The following is a 16,906-nucleotide window of genomic DNA, read 5'->3' as shown; positions in this document are numbered from 1 at the left end:
CGAGTTTTTCTTTAAATTTTATCAAATGCTTGCTCTAGGTCTTCTTTGATATCTTCCCATGCTTCAAGGCCTACTGAGAGACGGAGCAGGGTATTCTCAATCCCCATTTTTCTCCGTTCTTCCTCCGGTACAACTGCATGGGTCATGGTAGCTGGGTGCTGAATCAATGTCTCAGCATCGCCAAGGCTAACCGCAATTTTTATCAATTGTAAGTGATTCATAAACATTTGCGCTGTTTCCTTTGTTCCTTTTATGGTAAAAGAAATGAGACCGCTTGATTGTTTCATTTGTTTTTTCATAGTTTCATAATCCACGTGTTCGGGATCCCCAGGAAAATAGATGGAGTCAACCTTTGCGTGATTTTTCAAAAATTCAAACAGACGAACTGCATTTGCTGAATGGCGGTCCATCCGGACTGGAAGTGTTTTTATTCCTCTTAGCAAAAGCCAGGCATCAAACGGTGAGATAATGCCGCCAATGTCCTTTTGTGTCGTTCGGGACACCTGTCCAATAAATTCCTTGTTTCCGACCACCAGCCCGGCAATGACATCGCCATGGCCGCATATATACTTTGTCGCGCTATGAATAACAATATCGCAGCCTAAATCGAGAGGCGTCTGTAAATACGGAGAACAGAAAGTGTTATCGACAACAACAGGTATCCCCTTTTCATTCGCTATCCTTGCAACCATCTCCAAGTCAACAAGCTTCATAGTTGGATTTATTGGCGTTTCGATATAAATACAAGCCGTATTAGGCAAAATATCATTTTCTAATGTTTCCACTGAATCCATCAGCGAAAAATCGTGTCCAATTCCATATTTCTCCTTTAGCAGTTCCATCAGCCCAAATGTACATCCATAAACTCCTTGAGAACAAAGGATATGATCGCCCGTTTTCGTTAATGCCACCAATACCGCACTTACAGCAGCCATCCCTGACGAAAAAGCTAACGCTGCTTCTCCTTTTTCAAGAACGGCTATCTTGTCTTCAAGTATTTTCACCGTTGGATTTCCCAAGCGGGAATAAATAAAGCCCTCTTCCTTTCCGGCAAACCTTCTCTCCCCTTGTTCAGCATTTGCAAAGGTAAACGTGGATGTTTGATACAAAGGGGGAACTAAGCTCCCTTGGTGTTCATCGTTAGAATAGCCTGCATGAATAGCTTCCGTCTCAAACCGCGATTTCTTTTTCTCCAATGTGGACCCCTCCATTTTTATAAGCGCTATCAAAATTAATTATACATTATGACGGTTACCAGTATACCGTTAGGGCACCCGTAATCATGGGTGCCTAGACTACAGTAATATTGTCACCTTGGATAATAACCTTGTTCTTTCCTGTTTCTTTGGCGATATACAAAGCTTCATCAGCTCTTTTAAATAAATTTTGATAAGAATCAAGCTGCTCTTTATTCCAATAAGAAACACCACATGAAACCGTAATATGCGGGTTCGTGCTTTCTGAAACCTTTTCAACTAATCTCTCTGCGATTGCTGTTCCGGTGTATAAAGGGACCATAGGAAGGTAAATGGCCAGTTCTTCCCCGCCCCACCTGGCACCTATATCCCGCCCGTGAATATTCCTTTTAATTAAATCGGCTAACTGAATTAGCACTTTATCGCCAATTTGATGTCCATAGGTATCATTGATTTCTTTGAAATTATCGATATCGATGAGAATAAAGGTACCTTCTTCATCCATTTTCATCGAACGCTGGATTTTTTCATCCAAAAACTTCCGGGAATGAAGCTTTGTAAGATGGTCCGTGATGACCAATGTTTCCAATTCCTCTCGAAGCAGAGAATTGGTAAGTGCTAATGATGAATGATGTAATAGTGATTGAAGCAGTTTAAATGTCTGGAATGAGAAGAAATAAGGTAGTTGATGCATAATAATCGAAAACCCTTTTAATTTCTGTCTCTGAATCATTGGTACTGCCATTATAGAATGAAAGCTCGTTATAGTAGGAAGGTTTAAATCTCCAATAAACAGCGGACCACTTCCTTTTTGAATCTTTTCCTTTATGTAGTCAATATAGCTCCTAGCCTGTTTTGTAAAAAAATAGGGAGTGGAGCCTGAGAGTACTTTCACCTTTTCTTGATCATCAGAAAATAGAAAAAAACCAACTTCTTCCGCATCAAACGAAGTCATGATTTGTTCCGACATAAACGTCATCGTCTCGGTCAGCCGCAGGTTAGAATTTAAGCGGCGCGAGGTTTCGTTAATTAATTGCAAATCAGATATGGCTTTCCTTGACTGTTGATAAAGCTGGGCATTTTCTAATGCGCTTCCCGCACACCTAGCTAATAAAGTAATGAATTCGGTTTCATAATCGGGAAACTGAGGAGTATTTGGCGCGATTATCTGCAATACTCCATATACCCCCCGCCCTCCTTTTAATGGGGCATAAAGAATGGCATGATTGGCAACAATAGATTTTTCAAATTGGATTTTCCCCGATACATAAGCATTAATGGCTGTCATATTTTCACTATCATAGTCAAGGTCAATTATCGGTAGGTCATTGTGGCTGTGAGTATCCTGTGAAAGAAGTAAGTAATACGAAAAGTCAGGATATACTTCTTGAAGAATAACGAATAATTCACCTAACAGAGTATTCACATCCAGGGTCGAATGAAGTTTTTCGGTTATTTGAAATAATTTTTTATATTTGTTTTCTTCCAAAATTAAATCTCCTTTAAAAGCATCCATTCAATTTTTCGAGCGTCGCTTCCAGATATATACATCACAATCCAATTATAGTTAATATTGGCATACATTTGGAAGGTTTTTTTGAATAATTTATTAATTTTTTCTATTTATTTTTTAAGCACTAGGACATTCGTGATGAAAGCAAAATTATACTTGACTTAATGGGAATAAAAATTATATAATACTCTTTGTGTAAAATATTGCAGCCTATAAGAATAAACTTAATTGTTTCATTTTGTTCCTCACACTTTTGTGATGGTGCATCGAGTAACCCTCCGCTGCTAGGGCGATGGTGCATGAAAACAAAATGACTGTTATTGTGTTTCTTAACGGTTTTTATTTTACCAAAATAAAAACACGAAGGAGGAGTCATTCATGGCTCGTTATACTGGCTCAAGCTGGAAAATTTCCCGTCGTCTTGGAATCTCTCTAAGCGGCACAGGTAAAGAATTAGAAAAGCGTCCTTACGCTCCTGGACAACATGGTCCAAACCAACGCAAAAAGCTTTCTGAATACGGATTGCAATTGCAAGAAAAGCAAAAACTTCGTCACATGTACGGAGTTAATGAGCGTCAATTCCGCAATCTTTTTGTTAAAGCTGGCAAAATGGGCGGCGTTCACGGTGAAAACTTCATGATTCTTCTTGAATCACGTCTTGACAACCTTGTTTACCGTTTAGGTCTTGCTCGCACTCGTCGTGCAGCTCGTCAATTAGTTAACCACGGTCACATTTTAGTTGATGGTTCTCGCGTAGATATCCCATCATACCGTGTAGCTCCTGGTCAAACAATCAGCGTTCGTGAAAAATCACGTAACCTTGATGTGATCAAAGAAGCAATCGAAGTAACGAACTACATTCCTGATTATGTAACATTCGATGCTGACAAATTAGAAGGTACGTTCACTCGCTTACCAGAGCGTTCTGAACTTGCTGCTGAAATTAACGAAACATTCATCGTTGAGTTCTACTCACGTTAATCTTTCACAAAACCCCCGTTCCAATTTGGCACGGGGGTTTTTGTATTAAAGAAGTTCTATAAAAAAGAGCTTTGGGAATCCAAAGCTCTGATTATTTAATATTTTATTAAAGTATATTTCTTCTTGCCTCTTCTAATGATGGTAAACTGTCCCTCGATTTTATCGGATTCCACCAAGGCGTAGCTGGTGTCCGTTACTTTCTCTCCATTTACAGTAACCGCTCCATTGCTAATGTCTTCACGCGCCTGGCGCTTGGATGGGGAAATTTTTGCGGCAACTAAAAGGTCGACCAAGTTTTCCTCAGCAGCTGACTCATAGGCTGGCACATCTTTAAAGCCTTGTTCAATCTCAGCAGCAGAAAGACTGCTAACATCACCGCTAAATAATGCTTGCGAAATCTTAATCGCCTGCTCTAATGAGTCCTCGCCATGGATAAGGCGAGTCATCTCTTCCGCTAATGCCTTTTGAGCTTTACGGAGATGCGGTTCTTCCGCAACAGCTGTTTCCAATTTCTCGATTTCCTCATGAGAAAGGAACGTGAAAAACTTTAAGTATTTGATAACATCAGCATCGGCTGTATTAATCCAGAACTGATAGAACTCATATGGTGTAGTTTTTTCAGGGTCGAGCCAAACAGCGCCGCCTTCTGTCTTGCCAAATTTTGTCCCATCCGCTTTTGTCACGAGCGGAATTGTTAAAGCGTATGCCTTTGCCCCTTCCGGCTGCATTTTCCGAATTAATTCTAACCCAGAAGTAATGTTACCCCATTGGTCACTGCCGCCAATTTGCAGTTTACAATTGTGGTGTTGGTACAAATGATTAAAATCCATTGCCTGTAAAATCGTATAGGTGAATTCAGTAAACGAGATACCTGTTTCAAGCCTTGAGGCAATCGTGTCTTTAGCGAGCATGTAATTAACCCCGATATGCTTGCCGATGTCACGTAAAAAAGTAACAATATCCATCGACCCGGCCCAATCGTAGTTATTCACCATTGTAGCGCCATTTTCACCCTCAAACTCAAAAATAGCCGCTAACTGTTTTTGGATGCCGGCGACATTTTCTTGTACCTTCTCTAATGTTTGAAGGTTACGCTCTTCGCTCTTTCCACTAGGATCGCCAATTAACCCTGTTGCACCGCCGACTAATACGATGGGACGGTGACCATGCTGTTGAAATCTTCTCAGTGTTAAAAACGGAACCAGGTGTCCGATGTGTAAACTGTCCGCCGTCGGATCGGCTCCGCAATATAATGAAATTTTTTCGTTACCTAATAGCTCTTTCAAACCTGCTTCATCTGATTGTTGGTAAATAATCCCTCTCCATGCTAAATCCTCTAATAAATCCATTCTAAATCCCTCCAACTACAAAATAAAAACGCCCCTGCAATATGCAGGGACGTAATTTTACGCGGTACCACCCAGCTTGAGGAAAAAAGTCCTCCAACTCGAAAAAAATAACGGTTATCACCGTTCTCCGTTACTAATAATAAAATTCACAGAGAAAGCTCAAGGAGGTAATTCACTCTTCTATATGTGCCGGCTCCCACCACCGCCAGGCTCTCTTTAAACAGGGATAGAAGAACTACAATTGGTTCCCTTCACAGCTTTAATATAAAATTAACTTATAGTTTTTTTATCATATTTTCTTCTTACTGTCAAACCCGAACTGGAAATTTCAGAAAAATGTAGAAGTTTGTCAATTATTTCGCCATCTGTATGCTATAATGGATGTGATTTTAAAAGAGGTGATGCTTTTGAATAATGAAAAATTACAAGCTTGGTTGGAAAAAGCGAAATCCGCACTTAACTTGTTTACCCATAAAAAAACGGTGAAAAGTGCACGAATCACATATCAAGTTGTTTGGAACTTATTTCTCCTTATATTGACCGTTGTCATTATTGGAGGCTCATTCGCTGCAGGGGTTGGGGCCGGCTATTTCGCCTCGCTTGTAAAGGATGAGCCAGTTCGCTCATACGAGAGTATGAAAAAGGATATTTATAATTACACAGAAACATCGGAATTATATTTTTCTAATAATGTCTATCTTGGTAAACTTAGAACCGATCTTGAACGCGAAGAAGTGACGGTTGATCAAGTATCGAAGGATTTGATAAACGCTGTTGTCGCTACCGAAGATGAATACTTTTACAAGCATAATGGCGTTGTCCCAAAAGCTGTTTTTCGCGCCGTTTTCCAGGAAGTATCTAACTCTTCTGTCCAAACAGGCGGCAGTACCTTAACACAGCAATTAATAAAAAACCAAATTCTAACTAATGAGGTTTCATTTCAAAGGAAAGCCAATGAAATATTACTTGCCCTCAGGTTAGAGAAGTTTTTTGACAAAAAAGAAATTCTTGAAGCTTACTTGAATGTTTCAACCTTTGGAAGAAACTCATCCGGACGAAACATTGCCGGTGTACAAACGGCGGCTAAAGGGATTTTCGGCAAGAAAGCAAGTGAATTAAACTTGGCACAATCAGCTTTCATCGCTGGGCTGCCGCAAAGTCCATTTGGCTATACCCCTTTTACAAGAGAGGGAACAATTAAGAACAATCTTGAACCAGGACTTAGCCGGATGAAAACAGTATTAAAGCGAATGTTTGACGGCGGGTATATAAACGAGAAGCAGTACGCCGATGCCTCTGCCTATGATATCACCAAGGACTTTATCGAGCCGGTTGCAAATCCACTTGAAAAATACCCTTGGCTGACGGTTGAAATCGAAAAGCGTGCCATCGAGACGATGACTGCCGTGTTAGCTCAAAAGGACGGCTATACAGAAAAAGACTTAAAAAATGATGATAATCTTTATTACAAGTACAAAACGTTAGCTAACCATAATTTGCATCAAAACGGCTACCAAATTCATACGACAATTGATAAAGATATTTACGATGTCATGCAGCAGGTAAAAGACAATTATAAATATTATGGAGCAGATAAACCTCAGGAAGTGGAAGACCCGGAAACTGGAGAAAAGAAAACGATTATGGAGCCTGTGGAGGTTGGAGCAGAACTAATCGAAAATAAGACCGGGAAGATTATTAGCTTTGTTGCCGGAAGGGATTACAACAAACAGCAGCTTAATCATGCAACTAGTGCTTACAGGCCAAATGCATCCACGATGAAACCGCTTCTTGTCTATGGCCCTGCGGTTGAATTAGGTAAAGCGGCACCGGGAACACCGCTGCCAAATGTTGAATTATATTTGGATCCCAGTAGAAGTAAACCATGGCCGCGAAATTACAGTGGAGGTTATAGCGGCTTAGTTTCTGCACGCTATGCGCTTGCAAAATCCTATAACGTGCCGGCAGTAAAATTATACAAGGATATAGTTGATCAACAACCGGCAAAATACCTAGAAAAAATGGGATTTACATCTCTTCTAAAAGATGATTTTACAAACCTTTCAGCTGCCATTGGTTCGTTAGGGAAGGGTGTTACCATTGAAGAGAATACGAATGCCTTTAGTACCTTTGCAAACAATGGGAAATTTATTGATGCCTATTTAATTGATAAAATTGTTGATAAAAACGGCATGGTTATCTATCAACATGAAGTGAAGCCAGTGGATGTTTTCAAACCGCAAACAGCTTATATCACGCTAGATATGATGCGCGATGTTATTAAAATGGGTACTGCCGCAGGGATTAATGGTAAATTGAACTTTAAAGCTGATTGGGCAGGGAAAACAGGGACAGGTAATGAATATACTGATTCCTGGTTCGTTGCGACAAACCCTAACGTTACCTTTGGAATTTGGACTGGTTACGATACGCCAAAATCGCTGCAGTCAAAAGGAGTGCTGTCCTACAGCCAGCGCACAAATAACCTTTGGGCTGAATTAATGAATGCAGCTTATAAAATCAGGCCGGATTTAGTGGCCCCAAAAGAGTCATTTACCATGCCTGAAGGAATCGTAAAACGCTCCTATTGTGCTGTTTCAGGCATGCTGCCATCCGCTGCGTGTTCAAAGGCCGGCTTAATCGAAAGTGATTACTTTAATGTGAAAGATGTTCCAACGAAAATTGATGATAGCTTGATTGAAGGAAAGTTTGTCACGATTGGCGGCAAAAGATATTTAGCGTTAGATTCTACGCCAAATGAGTTTGCCCAGTTTGGTCTTATCTTAAATCCGGACTTTATTACTCGAATGGTTGGAAAGAATTTCAAAAATACTAGACAGCTTATTCCTGAGAGAGATCGTTGGGGGAAAATTCTGGTTCCTGACGCCAAAATGGTCGACAATGGGAAGAAGCCTAATAGTGTCCGATTAACAGCCTCAGGAAATAAATTAACTTGGTCAGCAGCCTCGGATAATGATATTGTGGGCTACAGAGTCTACCAAGGGAATGTGTTTTCAACTAAAGTCGCGAGTGTAATCAATGGTTCGAGCCTTTCATATAATGCCGGAAACGGTGTTTATTATGTAACAGCCGTAGATATCGCTGGTAACGAATCCGCTCCATCTAATCTTGTTGAGGTCGGAGCTGCCATACCTGCGCCTGAAAAAACTGAAATACCTGTAACAACACCATAATACTAAAAACCGCACCGATCATTTGACCGGTGCGGTTTTAATTGTTAATTAATCCTCCAATGTGGAAAGGTCACCTGCTGGTAAATTTAGCTCCCAAGCCTTCAAGACGCGGCGCATAATTTTACCGCTTCTCGTCTTCGGCAGTTTGTCGCGGAAATCAATTTCCCTCGGCGCTGCATGGGCTGCAAGACCCTTTTTAACAAATTGCCTGATTTCCTCTTTCAGTTCATCTGACTGTTCATATCCATCCCTCAGGGCAATAAAGGCTTTGATGATTTCTCCGCGGACCGGGTCCGGCTTTCCGATAACGCCAGCCTCTGCAACAGCGGGATGCTCAACAAGCTTGCTTTCTACTTCAAATGGTCCAACACGCTCACCGGACGTCATGATGACATCATCAACCCGTCCTTGGAACCAGAAGTACCCGTCCTCATCCATATAGGCGGAATCACCGGAGACATACCAGTCATTTGGCATAAAGTAGGATTCATATTTCTCCGGATTATTCCATATCGCATTCATCATCGATGGCCAGCCTTTTTTGATTGCAAGGTTCCCCATTCGATATGGCGGGAGTTCATTCCCTTGATTATCGACAATAGCAGCTTCCACTCCTGGAATTGGTTTCCCCATCGAACCTGGCTTAATTTCCAAGCAAGGATAGTTACTAATCAGCTGGGCACCTGTTTCAGTCATCCACCAGTTATCATGAATCCGTTTATTAAATACCTTTGCTCCCCATTTCACTACTTCCGGATTCAATGGTTCGCCAACACTCAGCACATGCCTGAGGCTGCTTAAATCGAATTTCTTAACAACCTCGTCACCTGCACCCATTAACATCCTGAAAGCGGTCGGAGCACTATACCAAACCGTGATCCCAAAATCCTCAATCATTTGATACCAGGCTTCAGGACTAAAGCGTCCGCCAATAATCACATTTGAGGTTCCCGTTAACCAAGGGCCGAATATTCCATAGGAAGTCCCGGTAACCCAGCCTGGATCGGCCGTACACCAGTAAACATCTTCCTCTTTTAAATCCAGGACCCATTTTGCTGTTTGATAATGCTGAATCATTGCATTATGTACATGCAGTACTCCTTTTGGTTTCCCTGTAGAACCAGAGGTATAATGCAGAATCAGACCATCTGTCCGGTCCACCCATTCAATTCGTAAATCCTTACTTGCCTCACTAAATTTATTCAAGAAATTAATATAAGGGCCCTCTTCATCGACATTTTTTCCGACTAGGAAAATATGCTTTAATGCCGGTAATTCATTTACTGGAACACGGTCCAGCAATTCCGGGGTCGTAACTAATACTTTAGCTTCACTGTCTTGCAGACGATCTCTGACAGCCCCTTCCATAAAGGCCTCAAATAATGGGCCGACAATGGCTCCAAGCTTAATCGCTCCCAAAACTGTAAAGTAAAGCTCTGGAGAACGCGGCATGAAAATAAAAACTCGGTCACCTTTTTCTACATCACCATAATTTTTTAACACATTCCCAGCTTTGTTTGAAAGATCCTTCATTTCCTTAAAGGTGTACTTTTCATTTCTTGTTGCATCACGATAGTATAAGGCAACCTTATTTTTTCGGAAGGTTTGAGCGTGGCGGTCAATCGCCTCATAGGCCAAATTAACAAGCCCTGTTTCACTCCAAGAGAATGCCTTCTCGGTTTCTTTCCAGTCGAATTGATTGTACGTCTCATCATAATTACGTAAATTATGTTCCCCCTGCACAACTGGCAACGCTTCCACTTTCATTCCAATCTCCCCCTCTTGAAGAATATGAGATTATTATAGTACAAATAGTAACTATTCACAATTTTAAAAATACACTTGTAATTATTTTAATATTTTCCCTTTTCTATTTGTCAATATTTTTAACAACACTGAAAATTTGGTAAAGTCAACTTTTTCTTTTTGTTTTTATGTATAATAGAATTGAAATACAAACGATCTTACCGGGTAGGTGACCGTATGGAACACAAAAAGACTTATAATGCTAAACAATTAAAAACTCCTCATGGGAACTTAATCATTGAAGGACCTATTTCTTCAGATAAACTAGCAGGCTATGAATTTCATGAAGATCTTGTCGCATTTCGCTCCCCTGCCCAGCAGCATCAGGCCTTAATAGGGATTGCGAAACTAGAAGAAGGCAGGATTATTATCGCACGAAACCGGCATACCATCGTTGGTTATGTAACCTACCTTTACCCAGACCCGCTAGAGCGCTGGTCTGAAGGAAAAATGGATAATTTAATCGAACTTGGAGCCATTGAGGTAATCCCAGAATTCCGGGGCTGCGCTGTCGGAAAGAATCTATTAATCGTATCGATGATGGATGATGCGATGGAGGATTATCTTATCATCACAACCGAGTATTATTGGCATTGGGATTTAAAAAACACCAAATTAAATGTCTGGGAATATCGCAAAATCATGGAAAAAATGATGAACGCAGGCGGTTTAGAATGGTATGCAACAGATGATCCCGAAATATGCTCACATCCGGCTAACTGCCTAATGGCCCGAATTGGGAAACGCATTGATCTCGAAACCGTGCAAAAATTTGACCGGCTCCGCTTTATGAATCGGTTCATGTATTAATTCAGTTTATTTCGCCTGAAATTTTTATAATTAGGGGGATTTCCTAATGATTGTAGAAGAAATTATGAATACAGATGTGGTAACCTTACAACCGACAAACTCCATTGCAGATGCTATCCAAGCAATGGAAACCAATAATATCCGCCATATTCCCATCGTTAATGATGAAAATAATTTAGTCGGTCTTGTCACCATTTCCCGATTAAAAGAGGCAACACCATCGACTTTTCGGACGAATGACAATCCGGATGATTTGAAAAAACCGCTTGAAGTGATTATGGAGCGCAATGTCATCACCGGACATCCACTTGATTTTGTTGAGGAAATTGCCGCAGTTTTTTACGAGCAAAAAATCAGCGCCATTCCAATCATAAAGGATAAGAAATTAGTCGGTATTATTACTGAAACAGATTTACTGCGAACCATGGTCGAGTTAACAGGCGCCCATCAGCCGGGTTCTCAAATCGAACTAAGGGTTCCTAATATCTCCGGTGTTCTCAGTAATATTGCTGATATCATTCGCAAGCGAAAAGCAAATATTCTTAGTGTGCTGGTATACCCGGATAAACACGATGAGCAATATAAAATCCTTGTCATTAGAGTCCAATTAATGAATCCCACGGGATTAATTCATGAACTTAAAATGGCTGGTCATCATGTCTTATGGCCAAATCTGCCGGGGATTTCTATATGAAAGATCGCGCAGCCTTTATTTATTCAGAAGAACTGCTGAGTTATAAATTCAGCAGTCATCATCCTTTCAATCAATACCGGCTCAAACTAACAGTAGACTTATTAACTAAAATTCGTGGATTAGATTCAGAACATATTATTGCGCCAAGAATGGCAACAGAAGAAGAGCTTGCTCTTATTCATGATCCAAGCTACATAGATGCAGTTAAAAAAGCAGGACATGGGCAGCTTCCAAACGAAATTGCCGAGAACTATGGCTTGGGTACAGAAGATACTCCTGTATTTACTAATATGCACGAGGCGAGCTCTTTATTAGTTGGCGGCACACTGACAGCTGTCGATCAGGTGATGACTGGCAAGGCGCTGCACGCCCTCAGTCTTGGCGGCGGTTTGCATCACGGTTTTCGCGGAAAAGCCTCAGGATTTTGCATATACAATGATAGTTCAGTAGCAATTAAATATCTTCAAGAAAAATATCATGCCCGTGTTTTATATGTCGATACTGACGCACACCATGGTGATGGCGTCCAATGGTCCTTTTATGATGATCCTAACGTATGTACCCTGTCGATTCATGAGACTGGAAGATATTTATTTCCTGGAACCGGAAATATCAATGAGAGAGGACAGGGATTGGGCTACGGCTATTCTTTTAATATTCCGGTAGATGCCTTTACTGAAGATGAATCGTGGCTGTATGCCTACACACAAGCCCTTAAGGAAGTAGCTGAGTTTTTTAAGCCGGATGTGATTTTGACACAAAATGGGGCCGATTCCCATTACTATGATCCCTTAACACATTTATCAGCTACGATGAAGATTTACCGGGAAATTCCAAAGCTCGCCCATGAAATTGCCCATCAATATTGTGGTGGAAAATGGATTGCGGTAGGAGGCGGCGGTTATGATATTTGGAGGGTTGTGCCGAGAGCCTGGGCCCACATTTGGTTGGAAATGACGGAAAACTCCAATTGTTATGGCAGTTTACCTGCTGATTGGGTAGATTACTGGCAAAAGGAATCACCTGTACCATTGCCAAAGGAATGGGATGATCCTGATAACTTATATCCCCCAATTCCTAGGAAAGCGGAGATAACCGAGAAGAATTTAATTACGCTTGAAAAAGCACTGTATCCGATTCGCAATCAGAAAAAAAGTCAATCAAGTTAAAGGGCTGCCATTACGTTTGGCAGCCCTTTTCATTATCTAACTTCGCGTTCGATGAGTCTCCATTGCATTGCTCATTACTTCGTGGATTGACGGTGTTCAATTCGGTGAGGCAGAACAACAGTATGTTCACTTGTTTTCTCTTTATTCATTAATTTAGTTAACAGCCTCATGGCAACGGCACCAATATCATATAACGGCTGAACGACAGTTGTCAGCTGCGGTCGTACCATCAACGACAGCCTTGTATTATCAGAAGTGATAACCTCAAAATCGTCAGGAATTTTATAGCCTTTATCTTCCGCCCCATGGACAACTCCCAGTGCCATTTCATCAGCACCCACTAAAATAGCCGTTGGTCTCTCTGGTGCTTCAAGTAATTTCTCCACTGCTTCAATGCCAGAGTCATACGTATAGTCACCTTCAACAACCAACTCTTCATTATAAGGGAGCCCTGCTTCTTGCAATGCTCTTTGGTACCCTTTGAGTTTTTTCAGGGCATTTTTCGGCTCATGAAGAGGCCCAACAACAAAGGCAATATTCTTATGTCCCTTTTCGATGAATTCTTTAACAGAATCAAAAACAGCCTGTTCATAATCAATATTTACGGAAGGAATCTGATTCGATTCTTCAATTGAGCCGGCAAGAACGATTGGCACAGGTGATTTTTCAAACTCCTCCACATGTTCTGCAGTAATATTTCCTCCCATGAAGACAAGCCCATCCACTTGTTTCCCCAGCATCGTATTAAGCAAATGTAATTCCTTCTCCTTATTTTGATCGGAATTGCTCAAAATGATATTGTACTTATACATCGTGGCAATGTCTTCAATCCCGCGGGCTAATTCAGCAAAAAAGATATTGGAGATATCTGGAATGATGACACCGACAGTTGTCGTTTTTTTACTTGCCAAACCCCTTGCAACAGCATTCGGACGGTAGCCTAACCTTTCGATGACTTCTAAAACTTTTTTGCGGGTTACTGGTTTTACATTTGGATTCCCGTTTACTACACGGGAAACGGTTGCCATGGAAACATTGGCTTCTCTTGCAACGTCATAAATAGTTATATTCACTAATAACACTCTCCTAAAACGTACATTGTTTTCTTTATTTTACAACATCTAATATAAATCTACTCATTTGTGAGGAAATATACAATCTGATATATGTATTTAATCATACGATAAGAAGAATAAAGCCGCAATTGTCTTTGTCAACATTTTTCGTAATTTCTCGATATTTTATTAAAAAAACCTTCTGCATGAAGACTGCAGAAGGGTTTTAATAAGATTTCTACTGTTATTTAAATCCGAACAAAGTGTGATGCGAGCAATTCATTATAGAATTTGTCAAATTGGTTCAGGTCCATTTGCTGCTGGGCATCAGAAAGGGCTACGGCAGGGTCCGGATGAACCTCGGCCATTACTCCGTCTGCTCCGATAGCAATCGCCGCTTTCGCTGCAGGCAGCAGTAAATCTCTTCTTCCAGTAGAATGGGTTACGTCAACCATGACTGGCAAGTGTGTTTCTTGTTTTAAAATTGGTACTGCTGAAATATCAAGGGTATTTCTTGTTGCTCGCTCGTATGTTCTAATCCCGCGCTCACAAAGAATGATTTGTCCATTCCCTTGTGCCATAATGTACTCAGCAGCATTGATGAATTCTTCGATTGTTGCTGCAATACCTCTTTTTAATAACACAGGTTTCTTAACAGCACCGGCTGCTTTTAGTAATTCAAAGTTTTGCATATTCCGTGCCCCGATTTGAATGACGTCGATATAGTCAACCGCCATTTCAATATCAGCAGGATTTACGATTTCACTAATAACAGCCATATCGAATTCATCTGCTACCCGTTTTAGAATTTTTAATCCTTCTACCCCAAGACCTTGAAAATCATACGGAGAAGTCCTTGGTTTGTAAGCACCGCCGCGAAGCAGCTTCAGGCCTTTTTCTTTCATTGCTGTCGCAACGGTTGCCACTTGCTCATATGACTCTACCGCGCAAGGACCGAAAACGAAATGCGGCTTTCCATCACCAATATTGTCACCTTTTAGGGTAACAATTGTATTTTCAGGCTTCTTCTTTCTTGAAACAAGTAAGGCTTTCTCATGGTCATCCTTTTGCAAATCTAGGCCAGCTTTAAAAATTTCCTTAAAGATATGATCAATAGTTGAATTTTCAAACGGACCATCATTATGCTCCTTAATAACCTCTAGCATTTTTCTTTCACGGACTGGATCGTAACGGTAAACCCCTTGATTTCCTTTTACTTGTCCAATTTCTTGGACGAGCCCTGCTCTTTCATTTATCAGCCTCAGCAGCTCCAAGTTAAGTTCATCGACACGCGCCCTTAGTTGATCCAAATCATTTTTGCCCATCCATCGTCCCCGTCCTTTCATTTGCAAATCAGTCTAATACCAAAGTTTGTAACATTCAATAATCACGAGATATTAGCTTGCCAGCAAATTTTTTTAAATTTTATAATTTTTTTAATTAGGCTTTATTATAGCGGAAATATATTTCTTTGTCACCCTTTTTTTCTTTAACAATTAAACGCTTTTAAGTATTAAAGTATTTTTATGTCTATTAAATTAAATTATGTTACAAACTATTAATTTGTGCATCATTTGCTTGTAATTTTTTCCTTTGCCAACGGGTACAGTCTTATTGAGTGTCCATCCTGGCATTTACCAATGCACGATTCGTTATTTTCCAGTGGGAGGCATTCCATGATGGTGCTCCGCCCGAAAAAAGAATCGCTTGCGGAGATTCATGCTTAATCTGGAATTTCTCCGCTATTTCGTTAGACAAAGGACGTGCTTCCTGAACAGCTAAGAAATACGTTGGAATATCCTGGTGTTCATTAGCATATTTTTCATACTCTTTATACGCAGCATGGCTAATTGGACAGGTTAAACTATGTTTTAAAAGAAAAAATTTACTTTCTTTATCTACCAGTTGTTTAAATTCTTCAACCGATTCCACTTTCTTAAGCATCTCATCAACCTCCATTAAATAAAAAATAAACGGTGAAGTCATTTTATCACTCCACCGTTTGTATCACAAATAAATTCCCTTTAAAGCTTTACCTTACTCTCTTCCGCGTCAAAAGCTTTTTGGGCTTCCTCCAACTTTTTTCTAATTTCCGAGCTGTCTAATGTCCCAATCGAAATGGTTTTTTTGATGGCTTTCTTTTCTTTTGGTTCATGAATCGGAATAAAGGTTAAATCTGCTTCTTCCCCGGTTTCATCTTGGCTGCTAGTTCTTCCTGTTACTTTCTTTAATAGGTCAGAGGATTGCTGGACGAGCCCTTGGGAAAGAGAAGATGTTTTCGTGGCCAATTCATTGCTCTTGTTCTTCACGCTTCCCCGCAATTCAATCGTTTTATCCATTAAAGAACCAGCTTGATTTGTTACTGCATTTCGAAGCTCTTTTCCTGTTTTAGGCGCCAAAAACAGCGCTGCAGCAGCCCCGGCAACACCGCCAATGAGGGCTCCTAGTAAAAAGCTATTCGAAGATCCCTCATTCCGAGCTTGATTCGTTTCACGTGATTCATATTCTCTTTTAGCCATCAATTATTAACCTCCTTGAAACCTCTAATGTGATCTTACCTTCATGCCCTCAGCTGGGCTTATTTTATTTTTCGCTTCTTTTCTAGCCTGCCAGTTATCCTTTAGTTCAAGCAGGACATTACTCCATTGAACAATTTGCGAGATTTTCTCTTTGTTTTCATCAACCTGCTTATCAACTGAATTCGTAATGTTCTTAAGCGTGCCATTAAATTTAGAGACTGTTGTCCCAACGTCCTTTACCGCGTCAACCACACTATTTAAACTTTCGGATTTATGCTGAATATCTTCAGCTAGTGCGTTTGTTTTTTGCAGCAGCAACGTTGTTTCACTTGTCACACCATCCAGTTGTTTTTCTAATCCTGTTAATGTTTTCGAAACGCTTGTCAGTGTACCCTGAAGTGATTTAAGCGTTTTTGCTAAGTAAATAACAAGCACTAAAAACGCAATCGCAATCAAGGCTACACTTAAGTATAAAATAATTTGCATCATGCACCCCCGCCTTAATTCTATCATTATGTATTACCCATCCTAGATGGATATAAACCTCACTAATTATCTTATAATAGTTCCCTATCTTTGTCTCGTTTTCCTGCCTTTTGTGTTAAAAAATTCACTCTGAA

General features: G+C 40.5%; 14 protein-coding genes and 1 other annotated feature. Of the genes, 5 read left to right on the top strand and 9 right to left on the bottom strand.

Features of this window, described 5'->3' with window-relative positions; all coding sequences use genetic code 11:
* Window positions 1-11: 11 nt before the first annotated feature.
* Together megL and ACIQCO_RS15330 are read right to left on the bottom strand one after the other, a co-directional pair.
* Window positions 12-1,196, bottom strand: coding sequence for a methionine gamma-lyase (gene megL / locus ACIQCO_RS15335; RefSeq protein ID WP_400430024.1), 1,185 nt, complete (start codon window positions 1,194-1,196; stop codon window positions 12-14).
* Between the two features lie 94 nt (window positions 1,197-1,290).
* Window positions 1,291-2,685, bottom strand: coding sequence for a sensor domain-containing diguanylate cyclase (locus tag ACIQCO_RS15330; protein WP_400430022.1), 1,395 nt, complete (start codon window positions 2,683-2,685; stop codon window positions 1,291-1,293).
* Window positions 2,686-3,087: 402 nt separating this feature from the next.
* On the opposite strand from ACIQCO_RS15330, the gene rpsD reads away from it, so the two are divergent.
* The gene (gene rpsD / locus ACIQCO_RS15325) at window positions 3,088-3,690 is read left to right on the top strand and encodes a 30S ribosomal protein S4 (protein WP_400430020.1); all 603 of its coding nucleotides are present in this window, start codon (window positions 3,088-3,090) and stop codon (window positions 3,688-3,690) included.
* A gap of 95 nt (window positions 3,691-3,785) precedes the next feature.
* Here rpsD and tyrS read toward each other — a convergent pair whose 3' ends face one another.
* The gene (tyrS, locus tag ACIQCO_RS15320; RefSeq protein ID WP_400430018.1) at window positions 3,786-5,039 is read right to left on the bottom strand and encodes a tyrosine--tRNA ligase; all 1,254 of its coding nucleotides are present in this window, start codon (window positions 5,037-5,039) and stop codon (window positions 3,786-3,788) included.
* 42 nt (window positions 5,040-5,081) lie between these two features.
* Window positions 5,082-5,303 (bottom strand) — a binding site (T-box leader).
* Window positions 5,304-5,416: 113 nt separating this feature from the next.
* Between tyrS and ACIQCO_RS15315 the strand changes: the two genes are divergently transcribed.
* The gene (locus ACIQCO_RS15315) at window positions 5,417-8,233 is read left to right on the top strand and encodes a transglycosylase domain-containing protein (RefSeq protein WP_400430016.1); all 2,817 of its coding nucleotides are present in this window, start codon (window positions 5,417-5,419) and stop codon (window positions 8,231-8,233) included.
* Window positions 8,234-8,281: 48 nt separating this feature from the next.
* On the opposite strand, the gene acsA is transcribed toward ACIQCO_RS15315, so the two are convergent.
* Window positions 8,282-10,000, bottom strand: a complete 1,719-nt coding sequence (acsA, locus tag ACIQCO_RS15310; RefSeq protein WP_400430014.1) for an acetate--CoA ligase — start codon at window positions 9,998-10,000, stop codon at window positions 8,282-8,284.
* A 216-nt stretch (window positions 10,001-10,216) separates the two neighbouring features.
* Between acsA and ACIQCO_RS15305 the strand changes: the two genes are divergently transcribed.
* From ACIQCO_RS15305 to ACIQCO_RS15295, 3 genes are read left to right on the top strand one after another with little or no spacing between them, the layout of a single operon-like run.
* Entirely contained in the window at window positions 10,217-10,849 is a 633-nt protein-coding gene (locus tag ACIQCO_RS15305; RefSeq protein ID WP_400430012.1) for an N-acetyltransferase, read from the top strand.
* A gap of 46 nt (window positions 10,850-10,895) precedes the next feature.
* Window positions 10,896-11,543 carry an acetoin utilization AcuB family protein gene (locus tag ACIQCO_RS15300; protein ID WP_400430011.1) on the top strand — a complete coding sequence of 216 codons (648 nt, stop codon included), beginning with the start codon at window positions 10,896-10,898 and terminating at the stop codon, window positions 11,541-11,543.
* Window positions 11,540-12,712, top strand: a complete 1,173-nt coding sequence (locus ACIQCO_RS15295; protein ID WP_400430009.1) for an acetoin utilization protein AcuC — start codon at window positions 11,540-11,542, stop codon at window positions 12,710-12,712. The genes ACIQCO_RS15300 and ACIQCO_RS15295 overlap by 4 nt, the downstream gene beginning before the upstream one ends.
* 74 nt (window positions 12,713-12,786) lie before the next feature.
* Here ACIQCO_RS15295 and ccpA read toward each other — a convergent pair whose 3' ends face one another.
* From ccpA to ACIQCO_RS15270, 5 genes are all read right to left on the bottom strand, one after another.
* Window positions 12,787-13,785: a catabolite control protein A gene (gene ccpA / locus ACIQCO_RS15290; protein ID WP_400430007.1), complete on the bottom strand. Its 999-nt coding sequence runs from the start codon at window positions 13,783-13,785 to the stop codon at window positions 12,787-12,789.
* A gap of 230 nt (window positions 13,786-14,015) precedes the next feature.
* Entirely contained in the window at window positions 14,016-15,092 is a 1,077-nt protein-coding gene (locus ACIQCO_RS15285) for a bifunctional 3-deoxy-7-phosphoheptulonate synthase/chorismate mutase (RefSeq protein ID WP_400430005.1), read from the bottom strand.
* A 286-nt stretch (window positions 15,093-15,378) separates the two neighbouring features.
* Window positions 15,379-15,711 (bottom strand): bacillithiol system redox-active protein YtxJ, encoded by a 333-nt coding sequence (gene ytxJ / locus ACIQCO_RS15280; protein ID WP_400430003.1) that lies wholly within the window; start codon window positions 15,709-15,711, stop codon window positions 15,379-15,381.
* An 80-nt stretch (window positions 15,712-15,791) separates the two neighbouring features.
* Entirely contained in the window at window positions 15,792-16,286 is a 495-nt protein-coding gene (locus ACIQCO_RS15275) for a YtxH domain-containing protein (protein WP_400430001.1), read from the bottom strand.
* A 24-nt stretch (window positions 16,287-16,310) separates the two neighbouring features.
* A complete protein-coding gene (locus tag ACIQCO_RS15270) occupies window positions 16,311-16,772 on the bottom strand; it encodes a DUF948 domain-containing protein (protein ID WP_400430000.1) in 462 nt (153 codons plus the stop codon).
* Window positions 16,773-16,906: the final 134 nt, after the last annotated feature.

The sequence above is a fragment of the Neobacillus sp. NPDC093127 genome (genome assembly GCF_044754175.1).
Classification (GTDB): domain Bacteria; phylum Bacillota; class Bacilli; order Bacillales; family Cytobacillaceae; genus Neobacillus.
Note: the sequence above shows the minus strand (reverse complement) of the source record. Positions and strands in the feature narration are given on the sequence as shown.